At 64.7% G+C, this 23,732-nt stretch carries 21 protein-coding genes; 17 read left to right on the top strand and 4 right to left on the bottom strand.

All coding sequences use genetic code 11. From position 1 onward, the window contains the following. The first annotated feature begins 130 nt into the window (after nt 1-130). From EV665_RS28005 to EV665_RS28025, 5 genes are all read left to right on the top strand, one after another. Nucleotides 131-1,687 (top strand): ABC transporter substrate-binding protein, encoded by a 1,557-nt coding sequence (locus EV665_RS28005; RefSeq protein ID WP_210234692.1) that lies wholly within the window; start codon nt 131-133, stop codon nt 1,685-1,687. A gap of 70 nt (nt 1,688-1,757) precedes the next feature. After that, on the top strand, nt 1,758-2,639 hold the full coding sequence (locus tag EV665_RS28010; protein ID WP_064331454.1) for a carbohydrate ABC transporter permease: 882 nt from the start codon (nt 1,758-1,760) through the stop codon (nt 2,637-2,639). Next, nucleotides 2,639-3,478 (top strand): carbohydrate ABC transporter permease, encoded by an 840-nt coding sequence (locus tag EV665_RS28015; RefSeq protein ID WP_133036635.1) that lies wholly within the window; start codon nt 2,639-2,641, stop codon nt 3,476-3,478. The genes EV665_RS28010 and EV665_RS28015 overlap by 1 nt, the downstream gene beginning before the upstream one ends. A 9-nt stretch (nt 3,479-3,487) precedes the next feature. After that, nucleotides 3,488-4,570: an ABC transporter ATP-binding protein gene (locus EV665_RS28020; protein WP_133036636.1), complete on the top strand. Its 1,083-nt coding sequence runs from the start codon at nt 3,488-3,490 to the stop codon at nt 4,568-4,570. Then, nucleotides 4,570-5,631 carry an ABC transporter ATP-binding protein gene (locus tag EV665_RS28025; protein WP_133036637.1) on the top strand — a complete coding sequence of 354 codons (1,062 nt, stop codon included), beginning with the start codon at nt 4,570-4,572 and terminating at the stop codon, nt 5,629-5,631. The genes EV665_RS28020 and EV665_RS28025 overlap by 1 nt, the downstream gene beginning before the upstream one ends. A gap of 129 nt (nt 5,632-5,760) precedes the next feature. On the opposite strand, the gene EV665_RS28030 is transcribed toward EV665_RS28025, so the two are convergent. Together EV665_RS28030 and EV665_RS28035 are read right to left on the bottom strand one after the other, a co-directional pair. After that, nucleotides 5,761-6,426 (bottom strand): DUF2161 domain-containing phosphodiesterase, encoded by a 666-nt coding sequence (locus EV665_RS28030; RefSeq protein WP_133036638.1) that lies wholly within the window; start codon nt 6,424-6,426, stop codon nt 5,761-5,763. 173 nt (nt 6,427-6,599) lie between these two features. Next, complete coding sequence (locus EV665_RS28035; RefSeq protein WP_133036639.1) at nt 6,600-7,526, bottom strand: LysR family transcriptional regulator; 927 nt, start codon at nt 7,524-7,526, stop codon at nt 6,600-6,602. A 149-nt stretch (nt 7,527-7,675) separates the two neighbouring features. On the opposite strand from EV665_RS28035, the gene EV665_RS28040 reads away from it, so the two are divergent. Genes EV665_RS28040 through EV665_RS28070 form a run of 7 tightly spaced genes read left to right on the top strand, consistent with a single transcriptional unit; the run spans nt 7,676 to nt 15,833 of the window. Continuing rightward, nucleotides 7,676-9,019 carry an ABC transporter substrate-binding protein gene (locus EV665_RS28040; RefSeq protein ID WP_162853187.1) on the top strand — a complete coding sequence of 448 codons (1,344 nt, stop codon included), beginning with the start codon at nt 7,676-7,678 and terminating at the stop codon, nt 9,017-9,019. A gap of 58 nt (nt 9,020-9,077) precedes the next feature. After that, the gene (gene argH / locus EV665_RS28045; RefSeq protein WP_133036641.1) at nt 9,078-10,655 is read left to right on the top strand and encodes an argininosuccinate lyase; all 1,578 of its coding nucleotides are present in this window, start codon (nt 9,078-9,080) and stop codon (nt 10,653-10,655) included. Beyond that, nucleotides 10,642-11,700 (top strand): ABC transporter ATP-binding protein, encoded by a 1,059-nt coding sequence (locus tag EV665_RS28050; protein WP_133036642.1) that lies wholly within the window; start codon nt 10,642-10,644, stop codon nt 11,698-11,700. Before argH ends, EV665_RS28050 begins: the two co-directional genes overlap by 14 nt. After that, nucleotides 11,693-12,589 carry a carbohydrate ABC transporter permease gene (locus EV665_RS28055; protein WP_064331445.1) on the top strand — a complete coding sequence of 299 codons (897 nt, stop codon included), beginning with the start codon at nt 11,693-11,695 and terminating at the stop codon, nt 12,587-12,589. Before EV665_RS28050 ends, EV665_RS28055 begins: the two co-directional genes overlap by 8 nt. Beyond that, a complete protein-coding gene (locus tag EV665_RS28060) occupies nt 12,586-13,479 on the top strand; it encodes a carbohydrate ABC transporter permease (protein WP_133036643.1) in 894 nt (297 codons plus the stop codon). Before EV665_RS28055 ends, EV665_RS28060 begins: the two co-directional genes overlap by 4 nt. A 20-nt stretch (nt 13,480-13,499) precedes the next feature. Continuing rightward, nucleotides 13,500-14,606 carry a mandelate racemase/muconate lactonizing enzyme family protein gene (locus tag EV665_RS28065; protein ID WP_133036644.1) on the top strand — a complete coding sequence of 369 codons (1,107 nt, stop codon included), beginning with the start codon at nt 13,500-13,502 and terminating at the stop codon, nt 14,604-14,606. Nucleotides 14,607-14,609: 3 nt separating this feature from the next. Beyond that, nucleotides 14,610-15,833, top strand: a complete 1,224-nt coding sequence (locus tag EV665_RS28070) for an MFS transporter (RefSeq protein ID WP_133036645.1) — start codon at nt 14,610-14,612, stop codon at nt 15,831-15,833. Nucleotides 15,834-16,019: 186 nt separating this feature from the next. Here the strand turns inward: EV665_RS28070 and EV665_RS28075 are convergent, their stop codons facing one another. Beyond that, nucleotides 16,020-16,955: a LysR family transcriptional regulator gene (locus tag EV665_RS28075; RefSeq protein ID WP_133036646.1), complete on the bottom strand. Its 936-nt coding sequence runs from the start codon at nt 16,953-16,955 to the stop codon at nt 16,020-16,022. A gap of 232 nt (nt 16,956-17,187) precedes the next feature. Between EV665_RS28075 and EV665_RS28080 the strand changes: the two genes are divergently transcribed. From EV665_RS28080 to betA, 4 genes are all read left to right on the top strand, one after another. Next, on the top strand, nt 17,188-18,696 hold the full coding sequence (locus tag EV665_RS28080; protein WP_133036647.1) for an aldehyde dehydrogenase family protein: 1,509 nt from the start codon (nt 17,188-17,190) through the stop codon (nt 18,694-18,696). A gap of 135 nt (nt 18,697-18,831) precedes the next feature. Further along, on the top strand, nt 18,832-18,999 hold the full coding sequence (locus tag EV665_RS28085; RefSeq protein WP_133036648.1) for a hypothetical protein: 168 nt from the start codon (nt 18,832-18,834) through the stop codon (nt 18,997-18,999). Between the two features lies 1 nt (nt 19,000). Beyond that, on the top strand, nt 19,001-20,464 hold the full coding sequence (locus EV665_RS28090; protein WP_133036649.1) for a purine-cytosine permease family protein: 1,464 nt from the start codon (nt 19,001-19,003) through the stop codon (nt 20,462-20,464). A 17-nt stretch (nt 20,465-20,481) separates the two neighbouring features. Then, nucleotides 20,482-22,167, top strand: coding sequence for a choline dehydrogenase (gene betA / locus EV665_RS28095; RefSeq protein WP_133036650.1), 1,686 nt, complete (start codon nt 20,482-20,484; stop codon nt 22,165-22,167). A 159-nt stretch (nt 22,168-22,326) separates the two neighbouring features. Here the strand turns inward: betA and EV665_RS32700 are convergent, their stop codons facing one another. Continuing rightward, complete coding sequence (locus tag EV665_RS32700; protein WP_210234694.1) at nt 22,327-22,749, bottom strand: aminotransferase-like domain-containing protein; 423 nt, start codon at nt 22,747-22,749, stop codon at nt 22,327-22,329. Here EV665_RS32700 and EV665_RS28105 point away from each other — a divergent pair. Then, complete coding sequence (locus EV665_RS28105; protein ID WP_133036651.1) at nt 22,667-23,665, top strand: ABC transporter ATP-binding protein; 999 nt, start codon at nt 22,667-22,669, stop codon at nt 23,663-23,665. The genes EV665_RS32700 and EV665_RS28105 overlap by 83 nt on opposite strands. The last annotated feature ends 67 nt before the right edge of the window (nt 23,666-23,732 follow it).

A 23,732-nucleotide genomic window follows, 5' to 3' on the forward strand; every position in this document is an offset into this window, starting at 1 on the left:
GGCCACCGTCGAATACCGGCTCGCCGATGCCAACCAGGCGCTGCGCGACCTCAACGACGGCAAGATCCATGGCCGCGCCGTGCTGATCCCCTGACATCTCGCAATATCAACCATGGGAGGAAACCACTCAATGACGAGACATCAGCTTCTGACGGCATCCCTCTGCACCCTTGCGATCTCGATCGCCCAGGGGGCAGGGGCAGCCGACATCGACTACGGCACGTTCGGCGACTATGCGAAATACGGCACGGCCGCGGATGTCGCCGGTGCCTGCTCCTATGCGGCGATGGACGAGAAGGACTATTCCGGCCGCACGCTGAAGGTGATCAGCCATGCCGTGCCGGTGATCGGCGAGCCGACCGACCTGCACGCCAGGCAGTTCGAGGCCTTGACCGGCGCGAAGGTCGATGTCGTGCATGTTCCCTTCGGCGATCTCTACCAGCGCATCATGATCCCGTTCCAGACGCAGCAGGCGGCCTATGACGTGCTCTTCTATCCCTCGCTCTGGATCGGTGATTTCCATAATTTCCTGGCACCCGTTCCGGCCGCCTACAAGGAGGTCAGCGGCCTGAAGGACGTCACGGCCAACTACAAGGACGTGGCGACCTGGGGCGAGGAGATGGTGCAGTATCCCGTCGATGGCGACCGGCACTACATGAAGTACCGCTCCGATATCTTCGACAACGCCGACATGCAGACGAAGTTCAAGACGGAGACCGGGAAGGACCTGCGCGTGCCGCAGACCTGGGAAGAGTACAACGCGGTCGCCACGTTCTTCTCCGGCTGGGACTGGGCGGGCGACGGCCAGCCGCATTTCGGCAGCGCGGAGGTCACCAAGCGTGACGACCTGATGTTCTCGGCCTTCATCAGCCGCGTCGCGGCCTATGCGAAGAACCCGAATGTGAAGGGCGGCTTCTTCTTCGATCTGGAAACGATGGAGCCGCAGGTCAACAATCCGGGCTGGGTCAAGGGCCTGGAGATGTTCATCGACGCGCAGAAGGCGTTCCCGCCGGGCGGCGGCAATTTCGGGCTCGGCGACGAGATCTTCTCCTTCGGCGGCGGACAGACGCTGATGAGCTATTCCTGGGACGATGCCTTCATCCAGGCGCAGGAAGCCGACAGCCCGATCCGCAACAAGGTGGCGGCCGCGCCGCTGCCGGGCGCCAATACCGTCTGGAACCGCACCACCAAAAGCTGGGACACGTTCGAGACGCCGAATGCCCCGCCCTACATCACCTGGGGCTGGACCTCGGCCGTGGCGAAGGCATCGAAGAACCAGGACATGGCCTTCGACTATCTCTGCTTCTTCTCCAACGAGGCGAACACCACGCTCGACCTGCAGATCGGCCGCTTCGGCGTGAACCCCTACCGCAGCACGCATTTCGACCCGGCATTCTGGCAGGACAAGCTCGGCTGGGAGCGGAATGTGGCGGAAACCTACGTCCAGACGCTGAGCGGCATGGATGACAGCACCAACCGCGTCTTCGACCTGCGCGTTCCCGGCGTGAACCAGTTCATGTCATCGCTGGCGAACGGCGTGGCGGAGGCCATGGCCGGCCAGAAGAGCCCACAGGAAGCGCTCGACGGCGTTGCGGCCCAGTGGACCGAAATCCGCGACAAGATCGGTGCGGACCGGGTGCGCGAGGCCTATGCCAATGTCGTCGCCCTTGAGGATCGCGGCCGCTGAGGCTGCGCAAGGCGGGGCGGCGATGCCGCTCCGCCGGATCTTTCCCCACGATCGAAACGGACGGCCCGTCATGGACCAGACAGGACTTCGGTTCTACAAATCTTCCTTCCTGCTGCCGGGGCTGCTCGTGCTCCTGGCGATCATCCTGTTCCCGCTTGTCTTCACAATCCGCGTGTCGCTGTCAGGCTGGGACGCCATCTCGCCGGGGCTGAACTGGGCGGGCGTCAGGAACTACGTCATCGTCTTCGGCGACCGGCGCTTCTGGGAGGCGATGCTGCGGCTTTCCGGCATGGCCATCGGTACGGTTCTGGTTCAGTACGTGCTCGGCTTCGCGCTCGCCCTGCTGGTCTGGCGCGAGGTTCTGTTCCGCCGCTTCTTCCGGGTCCTGTTCCTGATCCCGATGATGACGACGCCCGTCGTCATGTCGGTGATCTGGCGCACGATCTTTCATGAATCGCTCGGCCCGGCGAACGATTTCCTCGGCCTGTTCGGCCTTGGTCCCTATCCCTGGCTGACCTCGGCGAACTGGGCCGTCGCCGCCGTCATGCTGGTCGAGATCTGGCAATGGACGCCCTTCATGTTCCTGTTGCTCCTGGCCGGCCTTCTCAGCCTGCCGCGCGAACCGTTCCTGGCCGCGGCAATCGATGGTGCCGGTCCGATCCGCACCTTCCTCAACGTCACCTTCCCGATGCTTGCGCCCGTCTCCATCGGCGCGCTGATCATCCGGCTGATCGAGGCGTCGAAGATCATGGAGACCGTCTATGTGCTGACGTCGGGCGGGCCGGGCACGGCCACCGAGACGGCCGGCTACTACATCTACATTCGCGGCTTGCGCGATTTCGAGATCGGCTATGCCGCCGCTCTCTCGATCACCTACCTCGTCGTCATGATCGTGCTGATGACGGTCATCGCCAAGCTCCTCGTCCGCGTCCTCGTTGGAAGGAGCGCCTGATGCCCCTGCTTTCCATCCTCAAATACCTCGCCATCCTCGTGTGGAGCGGCTTCGTCATGGCGCCCCTGACATGGGCGCTGACGACCAGCTTCAAGACGGCGAACGGCGTGACGAGCGGCCCGACCTACCTGCCCTGGATCGGCTACGAGCCATCGCTTGCGGGCTGGCGAAGCCTGTTCGGCGGCGCCGGCGGCATCGATATCGTTCGGCCCTATCTCAACAGCGTGATCGTGACGGGCAGCGCGAGCCTGATTTCGATCGTGCTCGGCACGCTGGCGGCCTATGGCCTGTCGCGCTTCAGCTATCGTACGGGCTTCGTGAAGAATGCCGACATCGTCTTCTTCTTCATCTCCCAGCGCATCATGCCGCCGATCGTGCTTGCCATCCCCTTCTTCCTGATGCTGCAGTTCCTCGACCTGCTCGATACCAGGCTCGGCCTCGTCCTCGTCTATATCGCCCTGCTGCTGCCGATCGCCGTCTGGATCATGGTCGATTTCTTCGACGGCGTGCCGCGGCAGATCGACGAGATGGCGATGCTCGACGGCTGCACGCCCTTCGAGGCCTTCCGCCGCGTCGTGCTGCCGAACTCGCTCTCCGGCATCCTGGTCGCGGCGATGTTCTGCCTCATCTTCGGCTGGAACGACTTCTTCTTTGCCTTCACCCTGACCTTTACCGACACCCAGCTCCTGCCTGTGGCGATCGTGTCGCTCAATTCGTCGGTTACGCCCTGGTGGAGCCTGTCCGCTTCGGCGCTGATCTCCGTCGCGCCGCTGATCGTGATCGCGATCGTCGTTGAACGGCTTCTTTCGCGCGGCACGCTTGCCGGCGCCATTCGCTAGGAAGGCTTCATGAGTCTGGTTCTCAATTCCGTTTCACTCTCCCGCGGCGGCGAAATCCATCTCGACGACGTTTCCCTCCGCTTCGATCGCGGCGGCCTGACCACCGTGCTCGGCCGCACGCTTTCGGGCAAGACGACGCTGCTGCGCGCCATCGCCGGCCTGCAGGAAACCGACCGCGGCACGCTGACGCGGGACGGTGAGCCGTTCGGCACTCTCCCCGCCTGGAAACGGGACGTCGCGATGGTCTACCAGCAGTTCATCAACTATCCGCATCTGAGCGTCTTCGAGAACGTCGCCTTTCCCCTGCGCAAGCGCAAGGTGGCCGAGAGCGAAGTCGGTCACCGCGTGAGGAGCGTCCTCGATGTGGTGGGCCTTGCCGCCTTCGGGGAACGGAAACCTTCGCAGCTCTCCGGCGGCCAGCAGCAGCGTGTGGCGCTCGCCCGCGCCCTGGTGCGAAAGGCCGGCGTGCTGCTGCTCGACGAGCCGCTGGTCAATCTCGACTACAAGCTGCGCGAACAGCTCCGCGAGGAGTTCCGCGGGCTGCTTGCAAGCCAGGCCGATGCGACCGTGATCTACAACACGACCGAGCCCGCCGAGGCGATGATGCTGGGCGATCGGCTCGTGGTCATGCACGAGGGCCGCGTGCTGCAGGCGGGCGTGCCGACCGCGGTCTTCGACCGCCCGGCCTCGGCGCTGGTGGCGCGCATCGTCACCGATCCGCCGATGACGATCGTCGCGGGCACGCTCGACGGCGGCCGCGTCCTGTTCGAGGGCGGGCTTGCCCTCGATGCTCCCGGATTGCTCGCGGCGATGCCGCCGGGCCGCTACCGTTTCGGTATCCGGGCCAACGAGATCGAACCGGTCGACGGGGGCGGCATTGCCGGCCGTGTCACCTTCGGCGAGGTCTCCGGATCGGAAACGTTCCTGCATGTCGAGACGATGCTCGGCGAGGCCGTCGTGCAGCTCGAAGGCGTTCACCGGGTCGAGCCCGGCCGGCAGATCGGCCTCTCGTTTGCACCCGAACGGCTGTTCGTCTTTGCCGCCCAAGGCGAAGGGGCATTGCTGCATGCACCAGGACATGGAGAAGGCTGATGGCGACGATCCATCTCGAACAGGTCGGGCATTCCTACGGCTCGGCGGTCTATGCGCTGGAGAAGACGGACATCCTCTTCGAGGACGGCAAGACCTATGCGCTGCTCGGCCCTTCCGGCTGCGGCAAGACGACGATGCTCAACGTCATATCGGGCCTGCTGTATCCCTCCGACGGCCGCGTGATCGTCGGCGGCAAGGACGTGACGCGCATGCCGACGGCAAAGCGCAACATCGCCCAGGTCTTCCAGTTTCCCGTCATCTACCAGTCGAAGACGGTCTACGAGAACCTGGCCTTTCCCCTGCGGTGCCGGGGATGGGACAAGGCCCGCATCGCCCCGCGGGTGGCCGAGATCGCCGAGCTGCTCGGGCTCACCGCACGCCTCGGCCAGTCGGCGCGCCGGCTGACGGCCGACGAGAAACAGCTGGTCTCGCTCGGACGCGGGCTCGTGCGCAACGACGTCTCGGCGCTTTTGATGGACGAGCCGCTGACGGTCATCGATCCGCACATGAAGTTCGACCTGCGCCGCCGCATCAAGCAGGCGAGCGACAAGACGCGCCATACCGTCGTCTACGTGACGCATGACCAGAACGAGGCGATGACCTTCGCGGACGAGGTGCTCGTGATGAGTGCCGGCCGCGTCGTCCAGCGCGGCACGCCGCAGCAACTGTTCGAGAGCCCCTGCAACCGCTATGTCGGCAATTTCATCGGCTCGCCGGGCATGAATTTCCTGTCCGTCGAGCGCGACGGCGACCGGTTGCTCTGGCAGGGCTTTCCCGTGTTTTCCGACGAGCGCGTCGGGAGGCTCGCGCCGGGCGCCGAGCTGATGGTCGGGATCCGGCCGGAGCATGTCGCCTTCGCCAAGGATGGTGTCACCGGCATTCCCGCCGTCGTGCAGGGCGTCCAGCATCATGGCAATGTCGACGTGATCGACGCCGTCATCGGATCGGAACGGCTGAAGGTCAAGGCCAGGAGCAGCCTTGCCGTTCGGGACGGGCCGCTGCGCATCGTGCTGCCCGTGGAACGAACCCGTCTTTATGTGGACGGAACGTTGCTGTTCTGATTGCGCTTGCCGAGAATCTTCGGAGGGCGGGGCCATCATTGTCCCTCATCGGGTTATGGCGCGTGCTGCCGCGGCCTGGATATGCCAGCCAGATCGGCAACCTGTTCCTGCCCCCGGTGTCGATCGCCTCTAGGGCGCCGGTGCATCCGGTTGCGGCCAACGCTGCAGCGCTTCCCGTCCCGCGTCGGTCAGGCCATAGATGCCTCTGTCGAGCCGCTCGAACCAGCCGTAGACGTTCGAAAGCAGGATTTTCCCGGCTTCCGGCACACCGACGCGCACAGCGCGCACCGGCAGCGGTCCGCAGGCCAGTGCCGCCGCGCAGCCGAGCGCCTGCTGGCGATAGGCCGTCATGACGGGCGCGCGGGTGCTACCGCCGCGTGCCGGGTCGCCCCGCCGCTTCTGGTGCTCGCGCATCAGCCGTGAACGGCGCTTCGGATTGGTTCGCGGCATGGGGGATACGGAGCCGACGATGATGCTGACGTCGTCGGCATCGGAAACGCCGAGCATGCCGATACCGAGCCGACGGCAGAGGTCGCGGTAGCGCTTGTCGGATTCCCGGCCCCGACCCCTGGCCGAAACCCTCGCGGCGATCCAGACTTCGTCCGAGACTGCGGCCCGATCGACGGCCTGCAGGATGAGCTCCAGGTTGAAGCTCAGCTTCAGCTCGCAGATCACGACGACCGGCGGATCGTCATCGCTGAGCCCGACAAGGTCACAGCCGCCGACTTCACCCTTGACGACGTAGCCGGCCTTTTCGAGGAAGCCTTTGACGGGCAGATAGAGTGAGGTTTCCATAGGCCTGCGGAGCGAAACGAAGCGGAGAATCGTTCGTCAGGCTACATCGATCCGTCCCGGCGGGACACCCCGTCCGCCGCTGCCCCGTGGCGAACGGCGCAAGTTCATGCTCTGGCGAATAGCTGACATGAGCGTGAAGATCTGGGACGACCGTTAACTGCGGTCGTTGTTGGCTATCCCGCCCCATGACTGGCCGGTGGTTCTTTTGGGACAGATAGCTCTCGTATGATGCCGGTCAGTCGCGCCACGACTTCGCGGCTCGCGCGGCTCAGGGGGCGCTGCTGCCCGGTGACGAGGACGACGTGCCGATTGATGTACGGACTGCGGATGACGCTGCTGGCGAACAGACCTCTCGACGTCTCCTCGGAGATCGTATGTGGCGCCTTCACCATATAGCAGCCGCATCGGGCAGCCATGGCTTTCTGGCCTCCGGTGGAATCGATGTCGGCAATGACGTTGAGTGAGACTTTCAGTCGTCGGGCGACGGAATCCACCATGATCCGCAGTCCGTTCGTCGGAGCAGGCAGGACCAGGGCGAAGTCTGCAAGTCGTTCGAAGGCTATCTCCTCGGGCAGGGTCCAGCCTTCTCTCGGGCCGGCAAGCACCAGGCGCGATTCCAAAAGGACCGATCCGTGCTCCCTTTCCCCTTCGCGATATTTGCTGTAGGCGCCGATATCGATCAGTCCTTCCGACAGCCAGCGTTCGACTTGGTCGCTGAAACCCTCGTAGACCTGCAGGCGTATGCCGGGCGCATGGGCGCGCAGTTGATTGACGAGCTCGGGAATGGTCGGTTCGACAAGCGATGTCGGCAGGCCGAGGGATACGATGCCGCTCGGAAGACGACTGAACGCCTTGAGATCCTCCGCCGCCTGGTCTGCCTCGCGCAGCAGAAAGCGCGCCTTCTTCAGGGCTTCCTCGCCCAGTTCCGAAAGCGCCACGCCCCTGCCGGTCCGGTAGAAGAGGGGACTGCCCCACTCCCTCTCCAGGTCGCCGATCGTACGGCTTACTGAGGGCTGCGCGATGCCCAGGGAAACGGCCGCCTTGCTGAAGCTCCCGAGTTCCGCTGCCCGCATGAAAATCCTGAGGCTACCGAGTTCCATCGTTCTGACCTATACGGCAAATGAATATCCGATATTGCTATCATGTAGTGGACGGATGGCAAGGGGGCGCTATAACCTGCCCAGCATGCACAGAGGAGGCCGGCGATCCATGCGGGTTGTGCATTTGGGAACATTGGGAGGAGACTGGCATGATGGCCCGAACACGTTTGTACCTGTCGATTGGAGGCAGCCTCGTTGCGCTGCTGATGTCCAGCACCGCCTGGGCGCAGCAACAGGTTGTCCGTTTTCTGCATAACGAGACCGACCCGCCGAGCATCGAGTTCTTCAACAACGCGATCAAGGCCTTCGAGGCGGAGAATCCCGACATCCACATCGAGATGGAGGCCGTCAGCACCGACGGCCGGCTTCAGAAGGTTCTCGCCTCGATCAACACCAAGACCATGCCGGAGATTTTCAAGGTGCTGCCGGAGGAGCGCTTCGAATTCGCGCGCAAGGGCTATCTCGTTCCCCTCGACGACATGGTCGACGAGATCGGCCGCGACGACTATGTCGCCGGTTCGCTTGTGCCCGTCGAAGGCAAGATCTACGACGTTCCCTACACGCTCGGCAATTACGGCGTGCTGTGGCAGCGCGAGGATTTTCTGAAGGCGAAGGGCGTTTCGACGCCGAAGACCTGGGATGAGCTGTTGGCCGGCGCGGAGGCGCTGACGGGAGAGGACGGCAATTTCGGCTTCCTGTTCCCGGCCGGCAAGAACCGCATGACGGGGATATTCCTGTCGCAGATGATCTGGGGTGCCGGCGGCACCTATTTCGACAAGGACCTCAACGTCACCTTCGACAATCCCGGCACGGTCAAGGCGCTGACCTTCCTGCGCGACATCGCGAAATTCTCGCCGCGCGGCATCGGCTCCTATTCCTACGGCGACATGATCAACGTCTACCTGACGGGCAAGATCGGGCTCGACATCTATGCGCCGCGACTCATCGCCAATGCGGCCGCCAACACGCCCGATCTGTTCAAGAACACCATCGCGGACAACATGCCGGTCGGCCCGAGCGGTGTGGCGGTCAAGTTCGTGAACGCGAACAGTTTTGCGCTCAGTTCGGAAACCGTCGGTTCGAAGAATGTCGAGGCCGCCCGCAAGTTCCTGAAGTTCATCGTCACGGGTGAGCGACTGCGGGACTTCTCGCTTACCGTCCATCCACACCTCATTCCGCCGCTCAAGGGCGTCCAGGAAGACGTCATCAAGCTGGGGGCGGCACAAACCCTCGGCGGCCGCGAGGAGATTTCCCGCATCGCCTTCGACACCTCCAACGCGCTCGATTTCGAATCGGAGGCCGGTGCGCAGTTCAAGGACGGTGCGGTCATCCGCTCCGGCGTGGTCAACCCCTATATCGGTTCGATCGTCGCCCGGGATATCCCCGCCCAGGTCGTTCAACGTGTCGTCCTGCAGGGCGAGGATCCGGCGGCTGCTGCTGCCTGGGGCCAGCAGCGCATGCAGGCCATCGTGGACGACCTGAAGAAGAAATAGCGTCCATAGACAAGGTCCGCGTGGAGGACACGCGGACCGCATTTTTCAGGAGAAGCATATGTCAGAGGAACAACCGGTGGCACCGGTCGTCTCGTTGCGCGAACGCGTCAAGTCGCCGCCTGCACCGGCGATGGTGGAATCCTACTTCGGCCCGGCGGTCGCCGCCGGAATCCGCTTCCAGTTCGAGCCCGAAATGCGAATCCATATGGCGCATGCCGTCATGCTCGCCGAATGCGGCATCGTCGGCAAGGTGGACATCGCCCGCATCCTCGCCGTTCTCGCCGACCTTCAGGCGACCGGCGTCAAGGCGCTGACCATCGATTACCAGCAGGAAGACCTCTATTCCTATATCGAACGCCACATCGTCGAGACGCTCGGGCCGGAGACCGGCGGGCGCCTGCACACCGGCCGCAGCCGCAACGATCTGCACACGACCTCCTGGCGGCTGGTGCTGCGCGGCCTTCTGCTCGACCTGCTCGACGTCGTCGGCACCATCCGGCGCACCTTGATCGACATGGCCCAACAGCATGTGGAAACGGTGATGCCGGGCTATACGCATTCGCAGCATGCCCAGCCGATCTCTTTCGGCTACTACCTGCTTGCCGCCGCCGACTTGATGGAGCGCGACTACGGGCGCCTCTCGCACGCCCTTGCCTGCTGCGACCGCAGCCCGCTCGGCTCGGGCGCGCTGTCGACGACCGGCTTTCCCATCGATCGCGAGATGACGGCCCGGCTGCTGGGCTTCTCGCGGCTGGTCGAGGTCGGTTACGACGGCGTCTCGATCCGCGACGACCTGCAGGAGGCGGCCGGCGCCCTTGCCGTGCTGATGACCGGCATTTCCCGGGTGGCAACCGACATCCAGACCTGGAACACGATGGAGTTCGGCATGCTCGAACTGGACGACGCCTATTCGAGCGTCTCCAGCATCATGCCGCAGAAGAAGAACCCGCAGGCGATGGAGCATGTCAAGGCGGTGGCCGCGATGGCGGTCGGCGCGCTGAACATGGTCCTCGCCGCGGCGAAGAACACGGCCCTCGCCGATGTCAACGATGGGGTCACCGCCGGCAACGTGCCGATGCTGGACGTTCTGGAGCGGGCGTGCCGCGCGCTGACCGTCTTCGAGGGCGCAATCAGGACGCTGACCGTCAAGCCGGACACCATGCGCCATCTCGCCGAGACCGGCTTCGGCACGGCGACGGAGCTTGCGGACATCATCGTGCGGGAGGCCGGAATGTCCTTCCGCATGGCGCACAACATCGTCGGCCGCGTTGTCCGCGAAGCGATCGAGGCGCATCATACGGCGATGGACATTACATCGGCCGACCTCGATGCCGCGTCTCAGGCCCTGTTCGGCCACCCCCTCGGCATTCCGGTGGAGGAGGTGAGGAAGGCGCTGGATCCGGCGGAAAACCTGAAGAGCCGCACCGTTACCGGCGGTCCGGCCCCGGTCCGCATGGCCGAGATGCTCGATCGCCGCAGGGCGATGCTCGACAGCGATCTCGCAGGCATGGCCGATATCCGGCGGCGCATCGCCGAGGCCAATCACACCCTCATGGAGCAGGCGCGCCGGATTATGGATGACGCCGGTCTGCAAACCCCGTCACAGATTGTGAGAGAGAACCATGGCACGAGTTGAAATCAATCAGGTCAGCAAGATATTCGCCGATCACACTGCGGTTTCCGATGTCAACCTGACCGTCAATGATGGCGAGTTCCTCGTGCTGCTCGGCCCGTCCGGCTGTGGCAAGAGCACGCTGCTGCGGATGATCGCCGGCCTGGAACTGCCGACCTACGGCGACATCTTCATCGGCGAGCGGCGCGCCACGCGCCTCCAGCCGAAGGACCGGAACATCGCGATGGTGTTCCAGAACTACGCCCTCTATCCGCATCTGTCGGTCTACGAGAATATCGCCTTCCCGCTCCGGGTGCGCGGAGCGGACAGGAAGCTTGTCGACGACAAGGTGCGCTGGGCTGCCGAGCTGGTCGGCCTTACCCGCATGCTCAAGCGCAAGCCGCGGCAGATGTCCGGCGGCGAGCGCCAGCGCACGGCCCTTGCCCGTTCGCTCGTGCGCGATCCGGACGTCTTCCTGCTCGATGAGCCGCTGTCGAACCTCGATGCCAAGCTGCGCCATTCCTCCCGCGAGGAACTGCGCCAGTTTCAGGACCGGGTCGGCGTCACGTCGATCTACGTGACGCATGACCAGGTCGAGGCCATGGGGCTCGGCGACCGCATTGTGGTCATGCAAGGTGGTTCCGTCCGGCAGATCGGGACGCCGGAGGAGATCTATCTCCATCCGGCCGATACGTTCGTGGCCACCTTCATGGGCTCGCCGCCGATGAATCTGGTCGTGACCGGCGACGTGACGCTCGGCTTCCGGCCCGAGAACTTTCTGCCCAAGGCGAGCTTTGCCGACAACGGCCCCGTCACGCAGATCACCTTCAACGTTCACCGCGTTGAATATCTTGGCGGCGACCGGCTGCTCTACGGGGTGGTTTCCGGAAACCTGCCGGAAACCCAGGCCATCGCCCGCATCCCCTCGAGCGTTTCCTACAGCCCCGTTCTCAACACCGAGGTCACCTTCGCCGTCGCCAATTCCGAGCTTCGCCGTTTCGATACGGCAAGCGGCAAGGCGATCGCCGCCGAGGCGTCCATGGAAAAGAGGAGGGCGGCCAATGGCTGACAATCGCGCCGCACTGGCAGGCGACCGCCTGCTTGCCTACGCCGCCCTTGCGCCAAGCGCCTTCCTGCTGCTGCTTCTTGCCGGCGTGCCGACGATCACGGTTTTCGTGACCGCCATGCAGGATGTCGGCATGGGGGACACCGATGGCCCGTTTATCGGGTTCGAGAACTTCGCCTGGGTCTTTGCCGAACCTGCCTTCTATACAGCGCTCTGGAACACGTTCGTCTGGGTTTTCGGCAGCGTCGCGCTGGAAATGCTCCTGGGGCTCGGTCTTGCGCTGCTGCTCAACAAGAGCTTCGCCTTCCGCGGCGCCGCCCGCGCCATCGTCCTTGCGCCCTATCTCGTGCCGACGGTCGTGGCCGTGCTGACATGGCGTTACATGCTGCACGACATCGTCGGCGTCGTGAACGCCGCCCTCATGAGCATCGGGATCACAGACCAGCCGTTGCTCTGGCTGAACAGCCAGGGGCTTGCGATGACGTCGGTCATCATGGTCGGCGTCTGGAAGTTCTTCCCCTTCGTCGTCATCGCCATTCTCGGCATCCTGCAGTCCATCCCGCAGGAGCAATACGAGGCGGCGAAGATCGACGGGGCTTCGGATTTCCAGCAGTTCTGGCGCATCACGCTGCCCTATGTCATGCCGGTTTTCCTGCTGACGGCGCTGCTGCGCACCATCTGGTCCTTCAACAAGTTCGAGATCATCTACCTGATGACGGGCGGCGGCCCGCTGGATGCGACCACGACGCTGCCGATCCTCGTCTATCTCAAGGCGTTTTCGGACTTCGAGTTCGGCCGCGCTGCGGCGATCGCCATCGTCACGCTGGCCATCCTGTGCGTCCTGCTCGCCATCTACTTCTTCTTCATCAAGAGAGCGGAGGCACGCCAATGACCGCCATCGCCACCAGAACCCCCGCATCGCTGCCGCGCAACCGGGATATCGCCGACATGCATTACCTCGCCTCGCGGATCATGCTCTACCTTCTTGCCTTCACCGCCGTCAGCGTCATCGGCTTTCCGCTCTTCTGGATGCTGATCTGCTCCTTCAAGCCGGGCGGCGAGCTCTATGCGGTGCCGCCGACCTTCCTGCCGAACGAATGGACGTTGCAGAACTACCGCGACCTCTTCGTCCAGACGAACTTCCTCACCTATTTCGCCAACAGCCTGATCGTCGCCTTCGGCGCGACCTTCCTGTCGCTCGTCGTCGGGGGGCTCGGCGCCTACAGCCTCAGCCGCTTCCGCTTTTTCGGCATCGCCGCGTTCTCGAACGCGACGCTCGTCTGCTACATGCTGCCGGAAGTGCTGATAGTGTTGCCGCTCTACATCTACGTGGTCAAGCTCGGCATGGCCGACACGCTGATCTCGCTGATCATCGCCAACACGGCGTTCACGCTTCCCCTGGCCCTGTGGTTCATGCGCTCGTATTTCAACGCGATCCCCATAAGCCTCGAGGAAAGCGCCATGATCGACGGGTGCACCCGGCTCGGCGCGATGATGCGCGTCACGGTGCCGCTGGCGCTGCCGGGCATCATCTCGGTCGGCGTCTTCAGCTTCAACCATGCCTGGAACGAGTTCCTCTTCGCGCTGGTCTTCGTGTCGTCCGAAACGAACAAGACCCTGCCGCTGGGGCTCGCGACCTGGATCGGCCAGGACAACATCTATTCCTGGGGCATGCTGCTTGCGGGCGCCGTGCTGGTGACGGTTCCGGTCATCCTTTTCTACCTGCTCGTCCAGCGCAAACTTGTCGTCGGCCTCGCCGATGGTGGCGCAAAGGGCGAATAATCTCTCGAACGGAGGAAATCATGAAGATCAAGAACGTGACGGTCATCGCCGTCGAGATCCCGCTTGCGCGCAATTTCGGTGGCAGCCGGTACAATGTCACCAAGCGCTGCACCATCATCACGCGCATGGAGACGGAGAGCGGCCTCGTCAGCGAGATCTACAACGGCGACAACCGCGACCACATGCGCGAGGTCGTCGAGATCATCGAGAAGGAACTGGCGCCGATGCTGATCGGCGAGGAGATCTTCGCGGTCGAGCGGCTCTGGCAGAAGATGTTCAAGGCGGCCGAATGGAACCGTGACCGCAAGCTCGTCATGGAGGCGATCGCCTGCATGGACAGCGCGCTCTGGGACCTGATCGGCAAGGCCGCGGGCGTCAATGTCTGCCGGCTGCTCGGCGGCTACCGCCAGGAGCTTCCGATCATCTGCATCGGCGGCTACTACGAGGAGGGCAAGACGCTGGCCGATCTCGGCAGGGAAATGGAGCGGCTGCGCGAGGCGGGCCTTGCCGGCTGCAAGGTGAAGGTCGGTGGCCTTTCGGCCGAAGAGGACGCCAAGCGCGTGGAGGCGGCCCGCAAGGGCGGGGGCGACGACTTCTGGATCGCGGTCGACGCCAATCGCGGCTGGCCGGTGGCCGAAGCTGTGAAATTCGCCCGCCTGATCGAGAAATACGACATCGCCTGGTTCGAGGAACCCTGCCACTGGTACGACGACGCCCGCATGATGGCGCAGGTCCGCCGTGCGACCTCCATCCCGGTCGATGCCGGCCAGAGCGAGATGAATGCCGCGGGCGTGCGGCGGCTCGTCGCCGCGGAAGCCGTCGACATCGTCAATTTCGACGCTTCGGAGGCCGGCGGCATCACCGAATGGCGCCGCGCCGCCGCCCTCTGCGCGCTGCACGACATCCGTGTCGGCCATCACGAGGAAGCGCAGATCGCCATGCACATGATCGCCGCTATCCCCAACGGCCTGTGCGTCGAGTGTTTCGAACCGGCGCGCGATCCGATCTGGGCCGGCCTGATCGCCAACCGGCCCAACCCGAAGAACGGCATCATCCAGGTCCCGCAGGGACCGGGTTTCGGGGTCGAGCTGGACTGGGACATGGTCAAGCGCTACCGCGTGAACTGAGCAATGGCCGCCGTCGATAGCAGGTCGCTCCACGGGGAAGTGCGCCGCCGGAGTGTGCGCCTGGCAAAACAGGTGCGGCTGGCGGCGGCCTTCCTGCTCATGATGGTCTCGGGACTGGTTTGGAATTCCTTCGCCCTCTTCCTCGTGGCGCTGGAGGGGGAATTCCACTGGTCGCGCGCGTCGATTTCGGGCGCCTACGGCGCCTTCGCGCTCGTCAATGCGGTGAGCGCGCCGATCTTCGGCTACCTGCTCGGCCGCTATAACAGCCGCGTCCTGCTGGCGGGCGCGGCAATGCTGCTCGCTCTAGCCTTCCTTCTGACTGCGCAAGTATCGACGATCGGACAGTTCTGGCTTACCTTCGGCCTTATCGGCGGCCTGGGAACGCATTGCACCAGTTCCTATGCGATCTTCGCGGTGCTCGCCGGCCGTTTCCGCAAGCGGCCGGCGACTGCGATGGCCATCGCCGACGCCGGCTCGGGCCTCGCCGCCTTCCTCGGCCTGCCGATCATGAGCTGGATGATCAACGATTTCGGCTGGCGTCTCACCTATTCCTCCCTTGGCTTGGTCCTGATGGGCATCGCCGTTCCCCTGCATCTTCTCGTGATCGACCGGGTGAAGTCCGCGTCCGGCGCGGGAGGCCGATACGGCATGGCGGGGCTCGGCTGGGTCACGATACTGGCGCTTGTCATCAGCTATTTCTGCGGCTCGGCAGCCTATCACGGCCTGATGACCCAGCAGATCGCGCTGTTCGAGGACAATAACGTCGCTGGAGAAACGGCGGTCTGGATCGCGGCTGTCGCCGGCCTGATCATATTCGTCTGGCGCCTGTTGTCCGGCTGGCTCTGCGACCTCTGGGGGGCCGGCCCGGTCATGTCGCTGGCCGCACTCGCGGGCGTCCTGACCTTTGGCATGCTCGCGGCAATCCTCGTCACTGCGAATGTTGCAGCACTCTTCGTCTATCCGCTTGTGCTCGGCATCGCCTTTGGCGGCCAGCAGGTCCTGCTCGCCAATCGGGCACGGGTCGTTGTCACTCTTTCTGCCCTCTCTGCGGTCCTCGGTGTCTGCCGGCTTGCTTCCGGTATCGGAATGGCCGGAGGGCCGGTGATCTTCGGGTTCCTGCACGATTGGGCGGACGGTTACGGTGTCGCCATCGTGGCTATTGCCGGCCTGGCCTTTTTTCACTTCGTCGCATTCTCCGCGATCCGCCCGCGTTCGATTGCAGGATGATCCGCCGGACGGCCGTACGAATTGCCTTGGTTCATGGGTTTTGTAAGCTGTGTCTTTCCTTTGCCAGACAAGCGCCGCTCCGACAGCGGGCTTTCGTTGGGCAGGCAAATGAACTGCGCATCGCCGCCGAGGGCGGCATGCATGACGGCGGAGAGCAGGGAGGTCGTGACGATAAAGGACGGACGCCTATGCCGGAACGGCCTGCGTGTTGGCGGTGATGGCCTGCGCCAGGGTTTCGGCCGCGCGGGAGGGCTTGTTGCGCGGATAGGCGATGTGGAACATGTCCTCGAAGTGCATGCGTTCGGGCGCGAGCACGCGCAGCCGGTTGTTGCGGACCCATTCCTCGGCATAATGGTCGGGCAGGAAACCGATATAGGCGCCTGAAAGCAGGAGAAGCAACGTGCCCTCCATATGCGGCGTCGCGGCGGCCCAGGTGAAGTTCACGCCGCAGATCGTCTCGTTCAGCATGTAGGTGCGGCCGGCGAAGGATTGGGACCCCAGCACCTCGTCGGTGAGGTCCGCATCGGGGCGAATGAAGAGCGGATGGCCTTCGGCGCAGTAGAGTTTCTGCACTTCGGAGAAGACCGGTTGGCTGCGGAAATGCGGCATGACGCTGCCGACGGAAGGCATCAGCACGATCTGGTAGGAGCCGTTGAGCAGGCCCTGATGCAGCACCTGCGGCGCGGCGACGTCGATCTCCAGGTGCACGCGCGGAGCTGCGCGGTGAAAGGCCGCCAGGGCGCCCTGGAGATCGAGGGCGTGGTTGGTGATCATGGCATCCACCGTGCCGAAACTGAGGCTGCCCGTCAGTTCTCCCTGCGCCTCCCCGATGCGGCTTTGGAACTTCTCCAGCGAGCCGAAAAGCTCGAGCGCCGCCTCATAGACGAGCCGCCCCTCGTCGGTCATCTGGAAGCCGCTGCGGCCGCGGCTGCACAGGCGGAGCCCGAGCCGTTCCTCCAGATGGCGCATATGGGTGGAGATCGTCGCCTGCGTCATGCCGAGCGCCGATTGCGCGGCGGAAAAGCCGCCGTGCTGCACGACGGAGGCGAAGACGCGCAGCAGCCTGAGTTCGGCATCGCCGAGCGAGAGATTGAGGACGCGGTGCCGAACCTTGTTGATCATGCATTGATTAATGCACAAGTGAACATGCAATCATAGATACTTTTAAACGTTTCTTTCTTTGGCACACTCCCTCGACTTTTGCAGGAGAGGGATGGCCAGCAATTCCTGTGAGACCGGACACCCGAGCCGGACCGGGACGCCATCGATGCCGACATCATGCAAGGACGCAGCAGCGTTGAGCGAACGCAGGACGATCGGCGCGCCCGGACGGCCGGCTGAAAAGGAGGAACACATGGACGAAAGCGTCCGCGACTATCTCGATCGCTACGGCGTCAGCGACGCGACGCGGCAGTTTCTGGCAAAGCCTCGGAAGATGTTCATCGACGGCGCCTGGGTCGACAGCGGCGATGGTGCGACCTTCGACATTTTCGAGCCGTCCACCGGAGGCCGGATCACCAGCGCGCCATCAGGCACGATCGAGGATCTCGACCGGGCTGTCCGGGCCGCGCGCCGGCAGTTCGACGGCGGGGATTGGCGCCGCCTCAAGCCGCTCGCGCGCGAGCGCCTGCTGCACCGCCTCGCCGATCTCCTCGAAACACATGGCGACGAGCTGGCGGAAATCGAATCCATCGACATGGGCAAGTCCGTAACCTTCGCCCGGGAGATCGACATCCAGGGCACGGTCGACACGTTCCGCTATTTCGCCGGCTGGCCCTCCAAGCTGCATGGGCGCACCGTGGAGCCGTCCATTCCCGGCAATTACCTTGCCTATACCCGCAAGGAGCCGTTGGGCGTGGTCGCGGCCATCGTGCCGTGGAACTTCCCGCTCCAGACCATGGCCTGGAAGCTCGCGGCCGCCCTTGCCGCCGGCTGCACCGTCATCGTCAAGCCGGCCGAACTGACCTCGCTCTCCACCCTGCGCTTTGCGGAACTGGCGCAGGAGGCCGGCATTCCCGATGGCGTGGTCAATGTTGTTACCGGCCGCGGCAGCATCATCGGCGCGGCGATGTCGACGCATCCGGGCATAAACAAGGTCACCTTCACCGGCTCGACGCCGGTTGGGCAGGAGGTCGGTCGCTCCGCCGTCGGCAGCCTCAAGCATGTCACGCTGGAACTCGGCGGCAAGTCGCCCGTGCTCGTTCTCGATGATGCCGACCTGCCGCGTGCCGCCCTGGCGGTGGCGAACGGCGTGTTCTTCAATTCCGGCCAGGTCTGCGATGCCGGCACGCGCGTCTATGTCCAGCGCTCGGTGCATGACGCTTTCCTCGACGAACTGGTGAAGGTCACCCGTACGCTCAAGATCGCACCGGGCCTCGACCGTGACTGCTATATCGGCCCCCTGGTCTCCGCGCAGCAGAAGACGGTCGTTTCGGCCTATGTCGAGGCCGGTCGCCGAGACGGCGCGGAACTGATCCATGGCGGCGGCAGTCCGGCCGGGCCTGGCCATTTCGTCGAGCCCGCCATTTTCGCCCATTGCAGGCCGGAGATGAGCATCGTGCGCGAGGAGATCTTCGGGCCGGTGCTGGTGACCAGCCCCTTCGATACGCTCGACGACGCGGTCTCGCTGGCGAACGATACGCCCTTCGGCCTTGCCGCTGCGATCTATTCGAACGATCTCGCACGGGTGCACACGCTCATCCCGCGCCTCCATGCGGGCTCCGTCTATGTCAACGCGCACAGCACGATCGATCCGTCCATGCCCTTCGGGGGCTTCAAGGATTCCGGCTTCGGCAAGGATCTCGGGCCGGAACAGCTCGACCACCTGATGGAGACCAAGGCCGTGTGGATCACGCTGCCGTGACATTCGCCGGCCGCCTTCCATCGGCGGCCGGTTTCCTCACCGCGGACGCTTCGCGCATCCGCACGATCGGCGGCTGATGGAGCCGTGTTCATCGCGGAAAGACGCCGAAGGCGCGACGCGAAAAGGGGAACAACAATGGAAAACGATATCGCCTGGCAGAATGAACTGGTGCGCCGCGCGCGCATCTATGAAGACATCGAGGCGGGGCGCCGTTTCGAGGGAACGATGACCGCGCTCGACTATGCCGCCATGGCCGCGCTGACCTTCGTGCTGGTCGTGGCCTTCTGGATCTGGGGGGCGTGAGATGACCGATCACGTCGCCTCTGGCGGCATCGCCGCCACTGACAGCGAACGGGCGGAAGCCGGTCGCCACCGCGCTGCCGCCGAACGCGGCGATGCGCCGCTTCTCCCGTCGGAACGGCTGTGGGGATTCTGGGAGTTCACCTACAGCAATTCAGCGCTTGCGATCGCCACCTGGGCCTTCCTGATCGGCGGCTCCGTCGGCCTGTTCGTCGGGCCGAAGGAGGGCATTGCCGCCATCGTCATCGGCAATATCGTCGGTGTGGTGCTGACGGCGCTTGCCACCACCTGCATGTCCGGGCGCTACGGCGTCGAGCAGTTCATCGCCCTGCGCAGCCAGTTCGGCTACAACGGCAGCCGTGTCGTCTATCTGCTCGCCGTGGTGCTCCTGACCATGGGCTGGCTTGCCGTGCTTGCCATGATGTTCGGCCGTTCGATCGACGGGCTGATGGCGTTGAGCGCCGGCGAGGCGGCCAGCCCGACCGGCGGCAAGATGATCGTCGCCGCGGTCGGCGCGATCCTGCTCACCTGGTTCATCGTTGCCAAGGGGCCGACGTCGATCAAGTTCTTCAACATGGTCGTCTCGCCGGCGCTGGTCGTGCTGATGGTGGTGATGCTCTATCTCATCCTCAGCCAGCGTTCCTTTGACGAGCTTCTCGCACTGCCGGCGCTCGATCCGCCCTTTGAGGACAACACGCTGAACTTCATCATCGCCGTCGAGGTCAATCTTGCCGCAGGCTTCTCCTGGTGGCCCTATATTGGCAACCTCGCCCGCCTGACGAAGAACGAGCGCACCGCCTTCTGGCCGAACATCCTCGGCATCTTCGGCGCGGCCGCCCTCGGCGAGATCGTCGGCCTGCTCGCGGCCGTCGCGCTCGGCGACAGCGATCCGACGATCTGGATGACCCGGATTGCCGGCCCCATCATCGGTGTCGTGGCGCTGCTCTTCGTCGCTTTCGCCAACATGACCTCGATGGCGAACATCCTCTACACGTCCATCGTCGGCCTCCGGCAGGTGGGGACGGAGCCGGTGCGCCGCATTCCCTGGGGCATGATCCTCTTTCTCTTCTGCCTCATCCCGCTCGGTCTCGTCGTCTTCTATCCCGAGATGTATGACGGCTTCTTCATCTTCCTCGTCTGGACCTCGGCGCTCAATTCCGCGCTCGCGGGCATCGGCATCGTCGATTACTTCTTCCTGCGCGGCCAGAAGCTCGACATGCACAGCCTGCACCGCCCCCAGGAAAACGGTCCCTACCGCTTCTGGGCCGGGTTCAATCCCGTCGGGCTTGCGGCCCTTGCCGTCGGCTTCGTCGTCTACGTGACCATCTTCAATCCGCAGACGCTCGCCAGCCTGCCGGCCTTCAAGTACCTGACTGCCTCGATCCCTGCATGCCTTGTCGCAGGGGCGGTCCACTACGTCCTGACCCGGCTCGTCGCCCGCCGGCGCGGCTGGGGCCTCTACCCGTAAACCTCCGGATGACCGCCATGACCGACACCTACGACTACATCATCATCGGCGCCGGATCGGCCGGCTGCGTGCTCGCCAATCGCCTTTCGGAGGATCCGGCCACCAGGGTGCTGGTGCTCGAATATGGCGGCAGCGACCGGTCGATCTTCATCCAGATGCCGACGGCGCTGTCCATTCCGATGAACGGCACCAGGTACAACTGGAAATACATGACCCTGCCGGAGCCCGGTCTTGGCGGCCGGCGGGTGCACTGCCCGCGCGGCAAGGTGATCGGCGGCTCCTCCTCGATCAACGGGCTCGTCTATATGCGCGGCCATGCCCGCGATTTCGACGAGTGGGAGGAGCTGGGCGCGCGCGGCTGGCGCTACGCCAATTGCCTGCCCTATTTCCAGCGCGCCGAAAGCTGGCAGGACGGGGGCGACGCCTATCGCGGCGATTCCGGCCCGCTTGCCACCAATGCCGGCAACGAGATGCGGAACCCGCTCTACAAGGCCTTCGTCGATGCCGGGCGCGAGGCGGGCTACATCACCACCGAGGACCCGAACGGGCATATGCAGGAGGGGTTCGGGCCGATGCACATGACCGTCAAGGACGGCGTGCGCTGGTCGACGGCCAATGCCTACCTGAAGCCCGCCATGGGCCGGCCGAACCTTGCCGTCGTCACCCATGCCATGACGCGGCGCGTGCTCCTCGAAGGCAAGCGTGCAATCGGCGTGGAGTATGAGCTCGGCGGCGAACGCAAGGTGGCGAAGGCGAACCGCGAGGTGCTGGTCTCCTCCGGCCCGATCGGCTCGCCGCATCTCCTGCAACGCTCCGGCATCGGCCCGGCCGCCGTGCTGCGGAAGGCGGGCGTTGCTGTCCTGCATGACCTGCCGGGCGTCGGCGAGAACCTGCAGGATCACTCTGAAGTCTATATCCAGTATGCCTGCAAGGAGCCGATCACGCTGAACGGCAGGATGGGGCTTTTGAGCCGCGCCTTGATCGGTGCGGAATGGCTGCTGTTCAAGAAGGGGCTCTCGGTCTCCAACCATTTCGAGAGCGGCGGCTTCATCCGATCCGATGCCTCCCTGCTATGGCCGGACATCCAGTTCCACTTCCTGCCGGCCGCCATGCGCTATGACGGGAAAAAGCCGCTCGACGGCCACGGCTTCATGGTGTTGACCGGGCCGAACAAGCCGAAGAGCCGCGGCTATGTGCGCCTGCGCTCGCCGGAAGCGCACGAGCAGCCGGATATCCTCTTCAACTATCTCGATCGCGAGGAGGACCGCGAGGGCTTCCGGCGCTGTCTGCACCTCACCCGCGAGATCATCGCCCAGCCGGCTTTCGACCGGTTCCGCGGCGAGGAGATCGCACCCGGCAAGGATGTGCGCGGCGATGACGAGATCGACGCCTGGGTGCGCGAGACCATGGAGAGTACCTACCATCCCTGCGGCTCGTGCCGCATGGGCGAGGATGACCTGGCCGTCGTCGACAGCGACCTGAAGGTGCGCGGCCTTGACGGCCTGCGCGTCATCGACAGCTCCGTCTTTCCCGCCGAGCCCAATGCCAACCTCAACGCGCCGACCATCATGCTGGCCGAGCGTGCCGCCGATATCGTGCGCGGCAAGCCGCTGCTCGCCGCTTCCAATGCGGAGGTGGGCGTGGCGCCCGGCGTCGGCGTTACCCAGCGCAGCGGCACGCCGCTCCGTGCCTTCCGGCATTGAGGGGGGCGGAGATGCCGCAGAGTATCGGCTACCTGGTGGCGCGGCGGCATCGCGAGGATCCGGAGGAGCCGCGCGACTGGGCTCTCGTCGTGGAGGCCTTCCTTCGCGGGCTTCTGGCCCGCTTCTCCGCCGGCGCGTCATGGCTTTGCGGCGGATCTCTCACAGCCGGAAGAGCGCCTCGGCAAGACGCCCGACATAGGGGGTCATGCGCTCCACCGGAACGCCGGCATAACCGAGGATGAGCGCACCCGGCCGTACGGCGCTGATCGTATAGTCGGACAGCGGATAACATTGCAGTCCGGCGGCGAGCACCGCGCGATGGGCTGTTCGGTCCTCCCGTCCGTTCTCCAGCCAGGCGAGCGCGTTGAGCCCGCTTTCGGAGCAGTCGATGCGGGCAAGCCCTGCGAGGGCTGCCCAGCCGGCCTTCCCGAAGGCCTCGCGTCGCTCGGCATAAAGGCCGCGCATGCGCCGCAGGTGACTGGCGAAATGTCCGCCGCCGATGAATTTGGCAAGGGCGAGCTGGGTCTCCACCGGCACGCTGCGATGGATCAGGCCTGAAAGGTTGCGGAAGGTGCTGCGCATAGTGGCCGGCTTCGAGACGCCGACATCGGGCGCGATCCGCATCGATGGACGGGACGTGACCGGCCTTCCCGCCAACCGCCGCAAGATCGGCATGGTCTTCCAGGCCTATGCGCTCTTTCCCAACCTGACGGTCGCGGACAATATCGGCTTCGGCCTCAAGGTTGCGGGTGAGGAAAAAGCGGCAATCGCCCGACGCGTCGGGGACATGCTGGAGCTGATCGGCCTGCCGCAGCTCGGCAGCCGCTATCCCTTCCAGCTCTCCGGCGGCCAGCAGCAGCGCGTGGCGCTCGCCCGCGCGCTCGCGCCGCGCCCGCAGGTGCTGCTGCTCGACGAACCGCTCTCGGCGCTCGGCGCGAAGATCCGCATCAGCCTGCGCGAGGAGATCCGCCGCATCCAGCAGGATCTCGGCATCACCACCATCTTCGTCACGCACGATCAGGAAGAGGCGCTCTCCATATCGGATCGCATCGTCGTCATGCACCAGGGCATCGCCGACCAGGTCGGGACGCCCTTCGACATCTACAATCGCCCGGCCACGCGCTTCGTGGCGGAATTCGTCGGCACGCTCAATCTCGTCGATGCCGACGTGGTCGATGCGGCCAGCGGCCGCGTGCGGCTCGGCGACGTGCCCGTCGTGCTGAACCGGCCGCTGCCTGCCCGCGCCGGCGAGCGCATCCGCCTGGCGCTTCGGCCCGAAACGGCGGCGCTCGGCCGTGCGGAGGGGCACGACATCGTGCTTCCCGGCCGCATCGCCGAGGTTCATTTCCTCGGCGCCGTGATCCGCATTCGCGTGATGGTCGGCGGCCAGCTTCTCTCCCTCGATACGTTCAACCGGCCCGGCCGTCCCCCGCCGGCTGTCGGCGCGCCCGTCGAGGTCAGCCTCTCGGACCGCGATCTTCTGGTGCTTGCGGCCTGAGGGTCGGGCATCGCAATCCTTACGGAGGAAACGGACATGCCATGGGGTACTCAACCGCCCCCGGACT

Origin of the sequence: Shinella granuli, from assembly GCF_004341885.1 — a bacterium.
GTDB classification, from domain to species: domain Bacteria; phylum Pseudomonadota; class Alphaproteobacteria; order Rhizobiales; family Rhizobiaceae; genus Shinella; species Shinella granuli.

What these genes read in the sequence shown, in the direction of transcription:
- EV665_RS28005 (WP_210234692.1), top strand. Translation starts at nt 131, where the DNA reads ATGACGAGACATCAGCTTCTGACGGCATCCCTCTGCACCCTTGCGATC.
- EV665_RS28010 (WP_064331454.1), top strand. Translation starts at nt 1,758, where the DNA reads ATGGACCAGACAGGACTTCGGTTCTACAAATCTTCCTTCCTGCTGCCG.
- EV665_RS28015 (WP_133036635.1), top strand. Translation starts at nt 2,639, where the DNA reads ATGCCCCTGCTTTCCATCCTCAAATACCTCGCCATCCTCGTGTGGAGC.
- EV665_RS28020 (WP_133036636.1), top strand. Translation starts at nt 3,488, where the DNA reads ATGAGTCTGGTTCTCAATTCCGTTTCACTCTCCCGCGGCGGCGAAATC.
- EV665_RS28025 (WP_133036637.1), top strand. Translation starts at nt 4,570, where the DNA reads ATGGCGACGATCCATCTCGAACAGGTCGGGCATTCCTACGGCTCGGCG.
- EV665_RS28030 (WP_133036638.1), bottom strand. Translation starts at nt 6,426, where the DNA reads ATGGAAACCTCACTCTATCTGCCCGTCAAAGGCTTCCTCGAAAAGGCC.
- EV665_RS28035 (WP_133036639.1), bottom strand. Translation starts at nt 7,526, where the DNA reads ATGGAACTCGGTAGCCTCAGGATTTTCATGCGGGCAGCGGAACTCGGG.
- EV665_RS28040 (WP_162853187.1), top strand. Translation starts at nt 7,676, where the DNA reads ATGATGGCCCGAACACGTTTGTACCTGTCGATTGGAGGCAGCCTCGTT.
- argH (WP_133036641.1), top strand. Translation starts at nt 9,078, where the DNA reads ATGTCAGAGGAACAACCGGTGGCACCGGTCGTCTCGTTGCGCGAACGC.
- EV665_RS28050 (WP_133036642.1), top strand. Translation starts at nt 10,642, where the DNA reads ATGGCACGAGTTGAAATCAATCAGGTCAGCAAGATATTCGCCGATCAC.
- EV665_RS28055 (WP_064331445.1), top strand. Translation starts at nt 11,693, where the DNA reads ATGGCTGACAATCGCGCCGCACTGGCAGGCGACCGCCTGCTTGCCTAC.
- EV665_RS28060 (WP_133036643.1), top strand. Translation starts at nt 12,586, where the DNA reads ATGACCGCCATCGCCACCAGAACCCCCGCATCGCTGCCGCGCAACCGG.
- EV665_RS28065 (WP_133036644.1), top strand. Translation starts at nt 13,500, where the DNA reads ATGAAGATCAAGAACGTGACGGTCATCGCCGTCGAGATCCCGCTTGCG.
- EV665_RS28070 (WP_133036645.1), top strand. Translation starts at nt 14,610, where the DNA reads ATGGCCGCCGTCGATAGCAGGTCGCTCCACGGGGAAGTGCGCCGCCGG.
- EV665_RS28075 (WP_133036646.1), bottom strand. Translation starts at nt 16,955, where the DNA reads ATGATCAACAAGGTTCGGCACCGCGTCCTCAATCTCTCGCTCGGCGAT.
- EV665_RS28080 (WP_133036647.1), top strand. Translation starts at nt 17,188, where the DNA reads ATGGACGAAAGCGTCCGCGACTATCTCGATCGCTACGGCGTCAGCGAC.
- EV665_RS28085 (WP_133036648.1), top strand. Translation starts at nt 18,832, where the DNA reads ATGGAAAACGATATCGCCTGGCAGAATGAACTGGTGCGCCGCGCGCGC.
- EV665_RS28090 (WP_133036649.1), top strand. Translation starts at nt 19,001, where the DNA reads ATGACCGATCACGTCGCCTCTGGCGGCATCGCCGCCACTGACAGCGAA.
- betA (WP_133036650.1), top strand. Translation starts at nt 20,482, where the DNA reads ATGACCGACACCTACGACTACATCATCATCGGCGCCGGATCGGCCGGC.
- EV665_RS28105 (WP_133036651.1), top strand. Translation starts at nt 22,667, where the DNA reads ATGAATTTGGCAAGGGCGAGCTGGGTCTCCACCGGCACGCTGCGATGG.
- EV665_RS32700 (WP_210234694.1), bottom strand. Translation starts at nt 22,749, where the DNA reads ATGCGCAGCACCTTCCGCAACCTTTCAGGCCTGATCCATCGCAGCGTG.